Origin of the sequence: Pedobacter ginsenosidimutans (assembly GCF_001442625.1) — a bacterium.
GTDB classification, from domain to species: Bacteria; Bacteroidota; Bacteroidia; order Sphingobacteriales; family Sphingobacteriaceae; genus Pedobacter; species Pedobacter ginsenosidimutans.
In genome coordinates this window covers 261774-276216 of record NZ_LMZQ01000013.1, presented here as the reverse complement: position 1 = coordinate 276216, position 14443 = coordinate 261774, and the positions used below count along the sequence as shown (strand labels likewise).

The 14443-nt window shown below is 40.0% G+C and carries 11 protein-coding genes; 10 read left to right on the top strand and 1 reads right to left on the bottom strand.

All coding sequences use genetic code 11. The features are described 5' to 3' along the window. Window positions 1-21 precede the first annotated feature (21 nt). From ASU31_RS17180 to ASU31_RS17150, 7 genes are all read left to right on the top strand, one after another. Complete coding sequence (locus ASU31_RS17180; RefSeq protein WP_057933500.1) at window positions 22-1179, top strand: glycoside hydrolase family 76 protein; 1158 nt, start codon at window positions 22-24, stop codon at window positions 1177-1179. Continuing rightward, entirely contained in the window at window positions 1179-2765 is a 1587-nt protein-coding gene (locus ASU31_RS17175; RefSeq protein ID WP_057933499.1) for a glycoside hydrolase family 28 protein, read from the top strand. Before ASU31_RS17180 ends, ASU31_RS17175 begins: the two co-directional genes overlap by 1 nt. Window positions 2766-2785: 20 nt before the next feature. Continuing rightward, window positions 2786-3901: a glycoside hydrolase family 88/105 protein gene (locus ASU31_RS17170; RefSeq protein WP_057933498.1), complete on the top strand. Its 1116-nt coding sequence runs from the start codon at window positions 2786-2788 to the stop codon at window positions 3899-3901. Between the two features lie 9 nt (window positions 3902-3910). Next, entirely contained in the window at window positions 3911-4786 is an 876-nt protein-coding gene (locus tag ASU31_RS17165) for an ROK family protein (protein WP_057933497.1), read from the top strand. Window positions 4787-4800: 14 nt separating this feature from the next. Beyond that, complete coding sequence (locus ASU31_RS17160; protein WP_057933496.1) at window positions 4801-5538, top strand: SGNH/GDSL hydrolase family protein; 738 nt, start codon at window positions 4801-4803, stop codon at window positions 5536-5538. Next, the gene (locus tag ASU31_RS17155) at window positions 5535-7190 is read left to right on the top strand and encodes an FAD-dependent oxidoreductase (RefSeq protein ID WP_083505405.1); all 1656 of its coding nucleotides are present in this window, start codon (window positions 5535-5537) and stop codon (window positions 7188-7190) included. Before ASU31_RS17160 ends, ASU31_RS17155 begins: the two co-directional genes overlap by 4 nt. Before the next feature lie 67 nt (window positions 7191-7257). After that, window positions 7258-9207, top strand: coding sequence for a glycoside hydrolase family 97 protein (locus ASU31_RS17150; protein ID WP_057933531.1), 1950 nt, complete (start codon window positions 7258-7260; stop codon window positions 9205-9207). A 67-nt stretch (window positions 9208-9274) separates the two neighbouring features. On the opposite strand, the gene ASU31_RS17145 is transcribed toward ASU31_RS17150, so the two are convergent. Beyond that, window positions 9275-10843, bottom strand: a complete 1569-nt coding sequence (locus ASU31_RS17145; RefSeq protein ID WP_057933494.1) for a beta-N-acetylhexosaminidase — start codon at window positions 10841-10843, stop codon at window positions 9275-9277. Window positions 10844-11103: 260 nt separating this feature from the next. Between ASU31_RS17145 and ASU31_RS17140 the strand changes: the two genes are divergently transcribed. From ASU31_RS17140 to ASU31_RS17130, 3 genes are all read left to right on the top strand, one after another. Further along, window positions 11104-12162 carry a LacI family DNA-binding transcriptional regulator gene (locus ASU31_RS17140; protein ID WP_057933530.1) on the top strand — a complete coding sequence of 353 codons (1059 nt, stop codon included), beginning with the start codon at window positions 11104-11106 and terminating at the stop codon, window positions 12160-12162. A gap of 269 nt (window positions 12163-12431) precedes the next feature. Next, complete coding sequence (locus ASU31_RS17135; protein ID WP_157258077.1) at window positions 12432-13577, top strand: acyltransferase family protein; 1146 nt, start codon at window positions 12432-12434, stop codon at window positions 13575-13577. A 34-nt stretch (window positions 13578-13611) separates the two neighbouring features. After that, window positions 13612-14397 (top strand): glycoside hydrolase family 16 protein, encoded by a 786-nt coding sequence (locus ASU31_RS17130; RefSeq protein WP_057933492.1) that lies wholly within the window; start codon window positions 13612-13614, stop codon window positions 14395-14397. Window positions 14398-14443 lie beyond the last annotated feature (46 nt).

Below are 14443 nucleotides of genomic sequence, written 5' to 3'. Positions count from 1 at the left end.
AAGCCGCCTAAATCTCAACCAATGAAATTATTAAATCAAAATATCAAATGGGCAGGACTGGCTTTGATTAGTCTCCTGATGTTTGCCTGTAAGAAAGAAGAAAAAAGAGTTTTTCCTTCAGAACCTGTTCCGGCACCGGCAGTGGTAGATTGGGCAGCGGCTGCGGATGCCGCACAGTTAGCCCTTGATGCACAGTTCTACAACCAGGCGCAGAATTATTTCAATCAGAACAATGATGGGCATACGGGTTTCAATTACTGGTGGAATGCACACGCACTTGATGTGTACGTAGATGCATATAAGCGAACCAAGGATGCCAAATACCTTACCAAAATGAAAACCCTGTTAAAGGGCTGTTATGTAAAGAATGGCAATACCTATAAAAATACTTTTTACGATGATATGGAGTGGTGGGCACTGGCTTGTTTAAGAGCTTATGAAGCTACAGGAGATGCGGAATATAAACAGGCCGCAGATCAGCTTTGGACCTGGATTAAGGTGGGCTGGACTACAGTAAAAAATGGTGGTATTATGTGGGCATCTGGATCGCCAGATTCTAAAAATGCTTGTTCAAATGCCCCGGCAGCCATTATAGCCGCAAGAATGTATCAGCTGGATAAAAAGGATGACGATCTGGTTTGGGCAAAGAAAATCTATACCTGGATGAAAACCTATGTGGTTGAATCTGCCCGTGGTGTGGTTTGGGATGCTTATGGAAATACTTCAGAAACGGCCATTTATACTTACAACCAGGGTACGTGGCTGGGTGCGGGCTTAGAATTGTATTTGATTACTCAGGATAAGGTTTACTTGCAGGATGCCATTCGAAATGCCAATTACGTGATGAACGATCAAACGCGGTTTTCACCATCAGGAATTTTAAAAGGAGAGAATACAGGAGATGGAGGACTTTTTAAAGGCATTTTTATTCGCTACATGACCCAGTTATTGTTAAAGAATGCGGTAGATGATTATACGAAAGAACTTTACCTGAAATATCTTAAAAACAACGGGCAGAGTTTGGCTACAAAAGCCACAAGGGCACCAGAAAATGTTTTTGGTCCAGATTGGGCGACTAAACCGGGCAGCAAAACAGGTGATTGTTCTGTACAGCTAAGCGGCGTAATGCTTTTCGAAGCACTGGATGAATTAAAGAGAGCTAATATCCTTAAGCCATAATGGATCAGAAAAAAAAAATCAATTTAATAGTAATGCTCCTTGTACTGCCTGCCTTTTTTTTGGCAGGTAGTACTCCTGTTAAGGCGTTGGAAATATATCCAATTCCAGCCCGTTATCAAGCGTCAAAAACCTATTCCTTAACAGTATTGGGCTTACCGGCACCCATCGTGAATTATACCGATAAATACGATTATGCGCATTTTATGATGGATGAGGAGATTGTTGATGTAATGTTGACTTTGCAAGATGGAGATATTTTAAGCTATAATATCAGTCCGAAGAAATTAAATGTTAGGGCCGATGCAAAAGGAAATACGCTTCATTTCAAAATAGCTAAGGGACAATACCTCATTGTTAAAATCAATAAAACAAAAGAACTGGTTATTGCTGCCGATGCAGCTGATGTAAATAAACCAGCTATTAGTGGAAAGGGAATATTTAATGTACTGAGTAAACCTTATGCTGCAGATGCAAGCGGTAATACCTTAACTACGCAAAGCATTCAGCAAGCTATAAATGATGCATCGCAGCATAAAAATGGAACCGTTTATGTTCCAATAGGTATTTACAAGGTTGGTAACATAGAGCTGAAGAGCAACATTAATTTTTACCTGGAGGCAGGAGCAGTATTACTTTTCTCGGGAGTGGCCAAAGATTATACAATAAGCGCCAGAAAGGCTTCTCAGAAACGAGACATTACCTGGTGGATTTATACCAAAGGAGGCGCAAAAAATATAAAACTATATGGGAAAGGCACGCTAGATGGAAATGGTAAGATTGCAACTGAAAAAGGGAATATCGGTAATCATATCCTGGCCATTATGGGTGCAGAAAATATCGAAATAGATGGGCTAATCATTAGAAACTCTGGTGCCTGGGCTGTTATTCCTACGAGGTCTAAAAATGTGGTTCTTCAAAATATCAAGCTCTTTAACCGATTTGATATGGGAGAGAACGATGGTATCGATGTTATTGAATCGCAAAATGTGAAGGTTAAACATGTTATCGGGATTGCTTTAGACGATCCCTTTTCTACCAAAACCTGGGAGCAAAATACTGACTTATGCAGAAACTGGCCCGGAAAGCCTCTCGCACAGCGAAATGTGCTTTTTGAAGACTGTATTTCCTGGACATATTGTTACGGATATAAGATTGGTCAGGGGGTAATGCAGCCTCAAAGTAATATCACGTTTAAAGATTGTGTGGTATATGATGCTGCCGTGGGTATTGGAATCCACCACAAATGGGGAACCTCTTACGTGAAGCATGTAATCTTCAACAACATTGATATTGAAAAATTGAGCTATCAGAATGATGACCATAGAACCTGGGCGATATTTTTTATGCAGAATGGAGATAAAAAGGGAAGTGGGCCTATATCAGATATTTTAGTGAAAGATGTATTAGTCAGAGATTCTGGGAAGTCACCCGGAAAGATTAAAGGGGTAAGCGATACCAATAGGATTAGTCACTTAACTTTTAGAAACATTCAAATGCCAGGATCTAAATTACCTGCGAAAAGTTTAAAGGAAATGAACATGACAGATGTTGCTTTTGCAGTGGGAGTAAAAGTTTTAGATAATTAATATTTCTAACGATAAATAAAATGAAGAAACTACTCTTTCTGACGATTATGGGGTTATTTTATTACCCTGTATCCGCACAGGATAAATACTTTAAAAACTGGCCGAAAGGTGCTGAACCAAAAGAAGTTGGATTAAAACTTAGCCGGCATTTTCTGGCTACTCCACATACCAATTTTGGATTTCCAACACCACCGGGTTCAATTACCTATTCGGAGGTTTGTGCCTGGTATGGTGCACTGAAATTCGCCTCAGTAAGTTCAAATCAAGATTTAGCCCATAAGCTTGACCAGCGGTTCAGGCCATTGCTTTATGAAAAGAAGAATCTTCAGCCGAGGCCAGACCATGTAGATCCTAATATTTTTGGATCAATACCGCTCGAGCTTTATATGCAGACCAAGAATCCCTTGTACTTAGATATGGGGAAGTGGTTTGCTGACCAGCAGTGGACAATGCCAGCTAAGGTAAAACCCGAATATCAGGCCTTACTTGATCGGGGTTTGTCCTGGCAAACGCGTTTATGGATAGACGATATGTACATGATTACCAATATTCAGTCGCAGGCTTACAGGGCTACAAAAGATCGGAAATATATAGACCGCGCGGCACATGAAATGGTCGTTTACCTCGATTCGATTCAACGGCCAAATGGCTTGTTTTACCATGCACCCGATGTTCCTTTCTTTTGGGGCCGTGGAAACGGATGGATGGCAGCCGGAATGACCGAACTGCTTAGTTCCTTGCCAAAAGATAATACAGATCGACCGAAAATACTGAAGGCCTTTCAGCTGATGATGGCCAGTTTAAAGCAGTACCAGACCCCAGAGGGGATGTGGTTGCAATTGATAGACGATAAGGAAAGCTGGCCTGAAACTTCGGGCAGCGCCATGTTCGCTTTTGCCTTTATCAACGGGGTAAAAAAGGGTTGGTTAAATGAAGAGGAGTATGGACCTGCTGCAAGAAAGGCCTGGTTAGCAATTAATCAATACATTGATGTGAATGGCGATGTAAGGGAGGTTTGTCAGGGTACAAACAAAGAAAATAGCCGCCAGTATTATCTGGATCGTAAGCGGATTACAGGAGATATGCACGGACAGGCACCTGTGCTTTGGTGCAGTTTTGCATTGTTAAACAAATAGGTTACAAAGATGGCAACATATAATTTAAATGATATTGTTTTAGGTGTAGATATTGGTGGTTCGCACATTACAGCAGCCATCATCAATTTAAAAGAGAAGAAAGAAATTAAATCAACCTGGAACCGAAACCTGATCAATGCAAAGGGTACAAGCCATCAGATTTTACAAGGCTGGGCGAGTACGATTCTTCAATCTATGGAAAGTGTTGAAACTAAGCCTGAAAAGATTAGAATTGCCATGCCAGGCCCTATGGATTACGAAACGGGGATTTGCTTAATTCAGGACCAGGATAAATTCAGGTCGCTTTATAGTTTAAATATTAAAGAATTGCTGGCAGCTGAAATTGGTTATGACCCGGCAGATATTAGCTTTCACAATGATGCAGCCTGCTTTTTAAAAGGAGAATTATACGGCGGGAGTTTATACGGTTTTGATAAAGCAATAGGCTTAACACTGGGTACCGGATTAGGTACTTCGTATACTTCAAGCGGTAAAGCAGAAGATGCTGATTTATGGAATATGGGCTTCTTAGAGGGAATTGCCGAAGATTATATATCTACCAGATGGTTTGTAAAACGTTTCTATGAATTAACTGGTAAGCAGGTAGCTGATGTGAAGGAATTGATCGATAATCATGCCGGAAGTACTGATTTTTATCAGGTTTTCTCTGAGTTCAGTAACAACCTGGCGAGCTTTATTTACCAGTTTATTCAAAGAGAAACGCCTTTGGCAGCAGTAATTGGTGGCAATATCGCCCATGCAGATACTTATTTCATGAAAGAAACACAGCAAGAGCTCAACGAATTATTGGGGTACAGTTTTCCGGTAAAGAAATCCTTTTTAGGAGAAAGTGCTATCTTACTGGGCGCAGGAGCAAGTACATAAATCGGAAATATACTATGCATAGAAGAGAAATATTAAAGCTGGGACTGCTTGCCGTACCTGTTTGTTATGGATTTAACTCAGACCTAAACTTTGTTGCGGATACTAAAACAGATTGCCAAGTAATTAATGCAGGTGTGGGTGGCAATAATACCAGCGACCTTTTGTCTAGAATTGAGCAGGATTGTTTGCGGCACAAACCCAAACTCACCATCTTAATGATTGGAACCAATGATATGAACAGTGTGAAATATCTGCCAATTGATCAATACGAAGCTAATCTGAATACCTTGATAAAAAAGATAAAGGACAAGGGTAGTAAGCTTTTGTTGATGAGTATACTGCCGGTGTATGAGCCTGATTTGCTCACCAGGCATCCGGCATCATTCTATGAGCCTGAAGGTGTAGGAGGGAGAAGAAAACAGCTTAATGGTGTGGTTCAGAAAGCTGCCAGAAAACACCGTATTCACTTTTTAGATTTGGGACATCGTTTTTCAGCTATTGGAAAAATTGGTACTGATAAAGATTCGCTACTCCAGAATATGGCCAATAGTAATAAAAGAGATGGTATCCATCCTACAGCGACGGGATACCGCTTTATTGGCCTGGCCGTTTATGATTACATCGTTGACCACAATTTGCCCAAAACACAAATTGTGTGTTTTGGAGATAGCATTACCAAAGGTGACGGAACACTAGATAGAGATAGTTACCCCGCTTATTTGCAGCAACTTTTAAAACAATCAACATTATGATGAGGAGATTTTTAGTCTGTGTATTTGCACTAATTGTGCTCTGGTGTAATGCATTTGCACAACCCAGGAAGTTGGAATATCACGCTGATATCATCATTTATGGTGGAACTACAGCTGGTATCATCGCCGCTGTACAGGCCGCAAAACTCGGTAAAAGTGTGTTGGTTATTTCTCCAGATAAACATTTGGGCGGACTTTCCTCTTCTGGGCTAGGCTTTACCGATACCGGCGATAAATCGGTTATTGGAGGCTTGGCCCGAACATTTTACCAACGGGTTTACCAGCATTATCAAAATGACAGTGCCTGGAACTGGCAGCAAAAAGCCGAATACGGTAATAAAGGACAGGGTACGCCAGCTATTGATGGAGCAGACCGGACCATGTGGATTTTTGAACCACATGTTGCCGAACAAATCATGGAAGATTTTGTGGTCGAAAACAAATTACAGGTCTATCGTAATGAGTGGTTGAATAGAAAATCGGTTTTGCAATTAAAAAACGGACAAATTATAAGCCTTGAAACACTATCGGGCAAAAAGTTTTTTGGAAAGATGTTTATAGATGCCAGCTACGAAGGCGATTTGATGGCTGCCGCAAAGGTGAGTTATCATGTTGGTCGCGAAGCCAACAGCACTTATGCTGAACAGTGGAATGGGGTGCAGGCACTTGTTTTTCAACATGGGCATCATTTCAAGAGCAAAATAGATCCTTACCAAATTGCAGGAGATAAAAGTAGTGGACTTTTAAAGGGGATTTCTGCTGATCAGCCTGGGGTAAATGGTACAGCTGACCACAAACTGCAGGCTTATTGCTACCGCATGTGCTTAACCGATAAACCAGAAAATAGAATTACTTTCCCTAAGCCAGACCACTACAACCCAACGGATTACGAACTGCTGTTGAGGGTTTTCAATTCCGGATGGAATGAACTTTTTGATAAGTATGATCCCATTCCTAATCGTAAAACAGATACCAATAACCACGGCCCATTTAGTTTAGATTTTATTGGGATGAATTATGAATACCCGGAGGCTTCTTACAAGAAACGCAAAAAGATTATTAAGGCCCATGAAGATTACCAGAAAGGACTGATGTATTTTATGGCTAATGATTCGAGAATGCCGCAAAAGATACAGGTAAAATTAAAGAACTGGGGGTTGGCCAAAGATGAGTTTAAGGACAACAACAACTGGCCTTACCAGCTCTATGTTAGAGAAGCGAGAAGGATGGTTAGCGATTTTGTAATGAGCGAAAATGAGGTATTGGGTAAAAAAACGGTTCCAAATCCGATAGGGATGGGCTCTTATTCGCTCGATTCGCATAACGTTCAGCGCTATGTAACCGAAGAGGGTTACGTTCAGAATGAAGGCGATATAGGCGTGAAGGCACCCAGGCCCTACAGCATTGCCTATCAATCCATTGTTCCGAAAAAAACAGAATGTATAAATCTTCTGGTACCTGTGTGTTTATCTTCCTCGCACATCGCTTATGGTTCTGTGCGCATGGAGCCGGTATTTATGATCTTAGGAGAGTCTGCAGCAACAGCCGCCGCTTTAGCCATTGATAGTCATAAAGCTGTTCAGGATATAGATTACGGAACTTTAAAAAATATGCTCCTTAATCAAAAACAACAGTTAACTTTAGATAACTAAAACGATTTAAGTAATATAAAAATCAATAAAAATAGAAGCAGTTAATTCTGCTCCAACCCAAATGAAAATGAAAAAACAATTATTAACCACCTGTATTTTGCTGCTCGCGTGTTTGAAGCTCTATAGTGCAGAAATTGATTTATCCTCTCCAGATAAAAGGATAAAGATTTCAGTAAACGTTAAAGAAAAAATCAGTTATTCGGTTAGCTTTAATGGCGAGTCTTTCTTAAAAAATTCTTATCTCCAGCTTAATCTGGATCAGCTAAAACTTGGTGCTAATGCAAAGTTCTTAAAAAAGACACTTTCCAGCGTAAATTCAAGCTCTATTCCAGTTGTTCCCCTTAAAAATAGTACCGTAAGCAATCAATATAATCTTTTACGCTTAGATTTTAAAGGCGATTTTAGCGTCGAGTTCAGGGCCTATAATGATGGTATTGCCTATCGCTTCATCACCAATAAAAGAGATTCTATCTCCATTACCAGCGAAGATGTACACATCGCTTTTAGCAACAAGGTGAAAGTTGCTTATCTGGAAACGGCAGGCTTTAAAACCGCTTACGAAATCCTTTATCGCCAAAATGAACTGGGCAAGGTAGATAAAAGTAAAATGAGTGTTTTGCCCATGCTTTTTGATAACGGAAAGTATAAAGCACTTTTTTCTGAAGCCGATTTGTACGATTACCCCTGCCTGTTTGTTAAGGCTACCGACGATCAAACCATCGAAGCAACTTTTCCTAAAGCACCCTTAGCATTTGGAGAGGATGGCGATAGAAGTAAAAAGATACTTAAAGAAGCAAATTACATTGCTAAAACTGTAGGAAAAAGGAGCTTTCCATGGCGTTTTTTGGTCATCACGGATAAAGATGAACAATTGGCTGCCAATGAAATGGTTTATAAGCTGAGTACACCAAATCAATTGAAGGATACCCAATGGATTAAGCCAGGACAGGTTACCTGGGAATGGTGGCACAATGCCTATGTATATGGTGTAGATTTCAAATCGGGCTATAATCAGGATACGTACAAATATTATATTGATTTCGCTGCTAAATTTGGCATCCCTTACATCATTATGGATGAAGGTTGGGCCAAAACTACACTTAATCCTTTCGAACCGAATCCAACCATTAACCTGCAAGAACTCATCGCTTATGGAAAATCAAAAAATGTAAAGATTGTACTTTGGTTTACCTGGTTAGCGGTAGAAAATAACTTCAATATTTTCGAAACCTTAGAGAGATGGGGGATTGCAGGCGTTAAGATCGATTTTATGGATAGAAGCGATCAATGGATGGTTAACTATTATACCCGTGTAGCTAAGGAGGCTGCTAAACACCATATTTTAGTCGATTTTCATGGGGCATTTAAACCTGCCGGACTGGAAGTAGCCTATCCCAATGTACTTTCTTATGAGGGGGTAGTGGGCATGGAGCAGAATATAGGTGGCGGATTGGCTACCCCTAATAATAATTTGTTTTTGCCTTTCCTGCGTAATGCTGTTGGGCCAATGGATTATACCCCTGGCGCCATGCGTTCTGCTCACAAAAAGGATTATAAACCCAGCTGGGTAAATACCATGAGCATAGGAACCCGGGCACATCAATTGGCCATGTATATCGTTTTTGAAAGTGGTTTTCAAATGCTGGCCGACAATCCTTTCAATTATTTGAAAGAACCCGAAACCACTTCATTTATTACCAGTGTTCCGGTTACCTGGGATGAAACCAAAGTACTGGATGGACGAGTAGGCGAGTACATTGTTAAAGCCAAGCGCAAGGGAGAGAAGTGGTTTATTGGAGCTATGGGCAATGACCAAACGCATGACCTGAAGGCAAAAGCTTCTTTTTTAAAGCCAGGTATAAATTATCAGATCACCTTGATTCAGGATGGAATCAATGCCGATTTTCAGGCCATGGATTTTAAAAAGATTATTAAGCCAATCATGGCGGGTGAAATTATCGATATTAAAATGGTGAAAGACGGAGGTTATGTAGCTGTTATTGAGCCGAAAAACTAATATTAATTAAGGCCGGAACAATGCAATTCTGTGCAGTTTATAGATGGTAAACTGTACAGAATTAGAATTAATCAATAACTTCTTTTTCCTTTTTAAAATCTATTTTCTCCGAACTTTCTTTAGTTGAAAAAGGATTATAGAAATAAATGCCTTTTGCTTTATAAAGTGCTATTTGCGATTTCAGTCGTAAATTAAATTTTTCCTCACTCTTAGCTTCGGGACTTGTCCAACCAGATTCTGCTAATGCCGCAATACGCGGAAAAAGCAAAAACTCTAACCGTTGATCTGTAGCTATGGTTTCTGTCCAGATATTGGCCTGTACGCCCAGCACGTTTTTAAGCTGTTCATTTGGTTTGGGGTAGTGGTATATGTCTAAATATGAATTATACAGTCCGCCCCATTTTCTTCCCGATTGATGGGCTGCATCCTGAACGAAGTCGAAATATAACGGTAATCTTGGCGATAATATCACTTTGTATCCCTTGCTAATAGCTTCTGTAAGACTATTGGGTTTGTTATGCCTCCACCATTGAATATACACTTTATCTGAAGGGAGGTTTGCAGAAACAGCCTCGTCCCAACAGATGACATGGAGGCCTTTTTTGCTTGCACTATCCGTCATTCTTTTCAGGAAATAATGTTCAAGTTCAGTAAAATCGGTGAATTTTTTTTCTTTCATCATGTTTTGTACACGGGGATTTGATTTCCAGGCATCAATGCCCAAAGTCACCTCGTCGCCTCCCAAATGCACCATTTTACCAGGAAATAAGCTGGCTACTTCTGTGAGGATATTGCTGAGATAAGTATAGGTGCCCTCATTGGCAGGATCAAAAGTAAAATCGGGATTTTCGGAGACTTTTCCACCCGAAAATTCTGGATAGGCATGATTGGATGCACTGGCATGACCCGGCATATCAATTTCTGGGATAATGGTGATGTTTCTGACACTGGCATATGATACGATATCCCTGATTTCTGCCTGTGTATAATATCTGGCTGCAGCCAGGCTATCTGTAAAATTTCCTCGACCGCCTATAGTGGTTAACAATGGGTATTTTTTGATCTCTAATCTCCACCCGTTCGCATCGGTTAGGTGCCAGTGAAATTTATTCAATTTGTAAAAAGCCATCCAATCAAGCAACTGCTTCACCGTTTTGGTGCCAAAAAAGTGCCTAGATTCGTCGAGCATCACCCCGCGCCAGCCAAATTGAGGTTCATCCTGTATAATCAGGCGTGGTATGTTAATTGTTTTTTTATTTGCAGTAGCTGATAAACAAAGCTGCAATAGCGTAGTGAGCCCGTTAAACAGGCCCGAATCGTCCGGTGCTGCAATCTGAATGAATTTTGTATCAGTACGTAAGGTATACGATCCCGAAATCCCGCCCTGAACTTTACTGAGTTTTACGCTGAGCTCCTGTTTATTCTTCACCTTGTATTGCTCTGCCCAGGCCTGGTTAAAATATTGGAGCAAGGGCTGGAATTCTTTTTTTTCAGCCACCAGTTCGGTACCCTTAACTAAGCTATAAAAGCCACTGAGTTGTTTTACATTTTTAGGATAGGGAATGAGATTAAGCTCCTGACTTTTCAGACCAACTGTGCATATCAGAAGCGAAAAAATGAATAATAATGCTTTCATATTGAATAAATTATTAATTTCGTGTACGTTAACGATGTAAAAATAGCTACTTTATTCATATTTCCAAATCCGGGAGCAAATATGTTTGTGCGATCAGATATGATGATATATTGGTTTTTTAGATTTCAGGGCTTATTGATTTCTCATAGAGAAAGGGCAAGATTTCGAAAATGTCTTGAAGTATTTTTTCATCAAAATAATCTATATTTAGTGCACCCAAATGCCATGGTGTAATGGGGGCTGCTCAAAAGAACGATTTCATGAAAGAAAATAAGGAACTTGTTGGTGTGAAAGAAATTGCCCGTCGCGCTAAGGTGTCGATAGGTACGGTAGACCGTGTGCTGCATAACCGTACAGGTGTTTCAAAAAAGACCAAAGATAAAATCCTCGCCATTATAGCAGAACTTGAGTATCAACCAAATATTTTGGCCAGACGCCTGGCCTCAAAAAAAACGCTGAATATAGCGGTGCTTATTCCGGCTGTTTCAGCTGAAACAAACTATTGGAAAGCACCTTTGGATGGAATTTTGGAAGCCGGGATAGAGGTGAAGCCATATGGAATAGCCGTTGAGCAGTATTTTTTTGATCAGAACGATAAAACGAGCTTTGTAAAACAGGCCGATCAGATCCTTGCAGCAGGTGTGGATGGCGTGCTTTTAGCACCCATGTTTATGAAAGAATCGGAAAAATTTGCCGACGAGTGTAAAAAACTACGGATTCCTTACGTATTTATCAATTCGGATATTCCAGACCATGATAGCTTATGTTATATCGGCCCGGATCTGTTCCATAGTGGTTCGTTGGGTGCACATTTAATGCGTTATCTGGTTTCGGGCAATGACCAGGTACTGATTGTGAATATTTCGAAGGAAATTGATAACCTGCACCATCTACTGCGCAAAGAAGAAGGCTTTAAGGATTATTTTAAAAAGAATGGATTAAACAATGAGATCATTAAGCAGGATATCCGTTCTACCGATTATGCATCTGTAAAGAAAGAATTAACAAAGGTGCTCGATAATCGTGCGATTAAAGCAATCTTTGTTACTAATTCAAGGGTATCTTCTGTTGCTAAATACCTTCAAGAAGCTAAAAGGGGCGATATTAAATTAATAGGCTACGATTTTCTGGAAGATAATATCAATTACCTGAAAAACGGCGATATCGAATTTTTGATCAGTCAGAAGCCAAAGGAGCAAGGCTATAGGGGGATCATGGCACTTTACAACCACCTGGTACATGCTGCACAGTTTGATAAGTCTTATTATATGCCCATTGATATCATTACCAGCGAAAATTATCTTTTTTATAATAACTGATCTGTCCATCCTTTACACCAAGTATTTAAATCCCTCTGATCTCCTTTTTTGAAATATTTCGAAAATAAATTTGGGATTCTAATTTTAATCCTTATTTTCGTGTACGTTACCGTAATTACTAAAGCTTAGTATACAGTTGTTTATAAACATCGGGTAAGCTTTACATTTCAGCTACTTTTTCCCGTATAAAATTTAACCAATTGAGAAAAACAAAGCTGTGAATATTTTACGTGTACGTACCCGAAACAAAACAACCGACTGACCAAACCATGGAGAAAATCGAACCCGTTAATCAGAGCAGACTACTATCTCTTGATGTCTTCAGGGGAATTACCATTGCCATGATGATCCTGGTGAACAACATGGGAAGTCATGAATATGTGTATCCTCAGTTAGGGCATTCAGATTGGAACGGTTGCACGCTTACCGATCTGGTTTTTCCATTTTTCCTTTTTATTATAGGGGTGTCGATATGCTTCGCTATGGACAAAAAGCGTTATAACACGCCTCATCGTGAAATTATAGCTGCGGCAGCGAGGCGGTCGATGATCATGATCGGACTGAGCTTTGTTCTTTTTCTGTTTCCAAAGGTGTTTACTGCACCAATTGATGCAATTCTGAATTTACGTATACAGGGCATCCTGTTTAGGATAGCGATTGTATATTTTTTAGCAACGCTGATTTTTATAAAAACAAAGCTTGGTACACAGATTATATTGGGCATTCTTTTCCTGGTTGGCTACTGGTGCGTATTGAGCTTTATCCCTGTTCCGGGTATTGGAGCCGCCAACTATGGAAAAGATACCAATATGGGTGCTTACCTGGATCGGGGTTTGTTTGGCACCTCCCATTTGCTCCACAAAACCTGGGATCCACAGGCATTGCTTGGTACCATTCCTTCGATAGCCACAGTAATTATGGGCATAGTAACAGGCCATATTTTAAGGAATAGCAAGTACGGCATGAACAGAAGATGCATCCATTTACTGGTGCTTGGATTAAGCACTATAATGCTAGGAATTGCCTGGGGGCAGTTTTTTCCGATAAATAAATCCTTATGGACAAGTTCATATGTGCTTTATACAGGAGGACTGGCCTGCGTTGGGCTTTCTGCGAGTTATTACCTCATCGATATAAAAGGGATAAAAGTTCCATTCCTCCCGTTCTTAGCCTTGGGCCGGAATGCCATTACGCTTTATTTTCTCTCCGAACTATTGCCCAGAATTCTGAATATCATTCCGATAAAAACATCAGGCGGAAGTATGGATCTGAGAACATTTATTTACCATAAACTATTGCAGCCAATCTTTGAATCCCCATACCTCGATTCGCTGGCCAGTGGCATATTTTATATGCTGCTATTTACTGCACTCGCCTGGTGGATGTACAAAAAAGACATCATGATTAAAATTTAACCATTATAAATATCAACTAAACAGAAGAACCAAAATGAAAAAAAGTATTTATTTATCGGCTTTGCTGTTGTTTACAGCACTGTCGATGTCGGGATTTACCAACCCAGAGGGGGGCGTTCCACAGCTTAAAAAAGCCAATTTAAGCCGAAATGAGGATGAACCTAAAACACTAAAATTTGCAGGTTACACCTGGAAAATCAGATCAAAAAAAGGTGAACCGGGGCCAAATAGCTGGAGCGAAAAGAATGCCTTTGTCGACAAGAACGGTTTTTTGCATTTAAAGCTCACCAAAGATCCTGCAACCGGTATATGGGAATGCTCGGAGGTAATTATGACGGAAAAACTGGGTTATGGTACTTATCAATGGAAAATTGATGGCCGTATAGATACCCTCGATCATAATATCGTTTTTGGATTATTTAATTATTCTGGCGAGGACAAGCATGATGAAATGGATATCGAATTTTCTAAATGGGGGCACCCAGAAAATAATAAAAACCTGAATTATACCATTTGGCCCGCAAGTGGGGTTACTGAACCTAAAAATGTAGAACACGTACAACCCTTCAGTTTAAATGGAACATATACCACCCATCGTTTTAAACGTACAGAAAAATCGCTCACATTTACCAGTTTATACGGATTTCAGGACGGCGACAAAAATATTTTTGCAACCAAAAGCTGGGATGCACCTAAAACATCGATCAGTAAACTGGAAATGCCTGTATTTATCAATCTTTGGATCTTTAAAGGCGTTCCCCCATCCAATAATGCAGATGTAGAGATTGTAATCAGAGATTTCAAATTTATTCCCCTTTAATTTTATCAGTTTTTAACAAAGGAACTTTTTGCTCATCAATAATTAT

What these genes read in the sequence shown, in the direction of transcription:
- ASU31_RS17145 (WP_057933494.1), bottom strand. Translation starts at nt 10,843, where the DNA reads ATGAAAGCATTATTATTCATTTTTTCGCTTCTGATATGCACAGTTGGT.
- ASU31_RS17135 (WP_157258077.1), top strand. Translation starts at nt 12,432, where the DNA reads ATGGAGAAAATCGAACCCGTTAATCAGAGCAGACTACTATCTCTTGAT.
- ASU31_RS17180 (WP_057933500.1), top strand. Translation starts at nt 22, where the DNA reads ATGAAATTATTAAATCAAAATATCAAATGGGCAGGACTGGCTTTGATT.
- ASU31_RS17140 (WP_057933530.1), top strand. Translation starts at nt 11,104, where the DNA reads ATGAAAGAAAATAAGGAACTTGTTGGTGTGAAAGAAATTGCCCGTCGC.
- ASU31_RS17160 (WP_057933496.1), top strand. Translation starts at nt 4,801, where the DNA reads ATGCATAGAAGAGAAATATTAAAGCTGGGACTGCTTGCCGTACCTGTT.
- ASU31_RS17155 (WP_083505405.1), top strand. Translation starts at nt 5,535, where the DNA reads ATGATGAGGAGATTTTTAGTCTGTGTATTTGCACTAATTGTGCTCTGG.
- ASU31_RS17165 (WP_057933497.1), top strand. Translation starts at nt 3,911, where the DNA reads ATGGCAACATATAATTTAAATGATATTGTTTTAGGTGTAGATATTGGT.
- ASU31_RS17130 (WP_057933492.1), top strand. Translation starts at nt 13,612, where the DNA reads ATGAAAAAAAGTATTTATTTATCGGCTTTGCTGTTGTTTACAGCACTG.
- ASU31_RS17150 (WP_057933531.1), top strand. Translation starts at nt 7,258, where the DNA reads ATGAAAAAACAATTATTAACCACCTGTATTTTGCTGCTCGCGTGTTTG.
- ASU31_RS17175 (WP_057933499.1), top strand. Translation starts at nt 1,179, where the DNA reads ATGGATCAGAAAAAAAAAATCAATTTAATAGTAATGCTCCTTGTACTG.
- ASU31_RS17170 (WP_057933498.1), top strand. Translation starts at nt 2,786, where the DNA reads ATGAAGAAACTACTCTTTCTGACGATTATGGGGTTATTTTATTACCCT.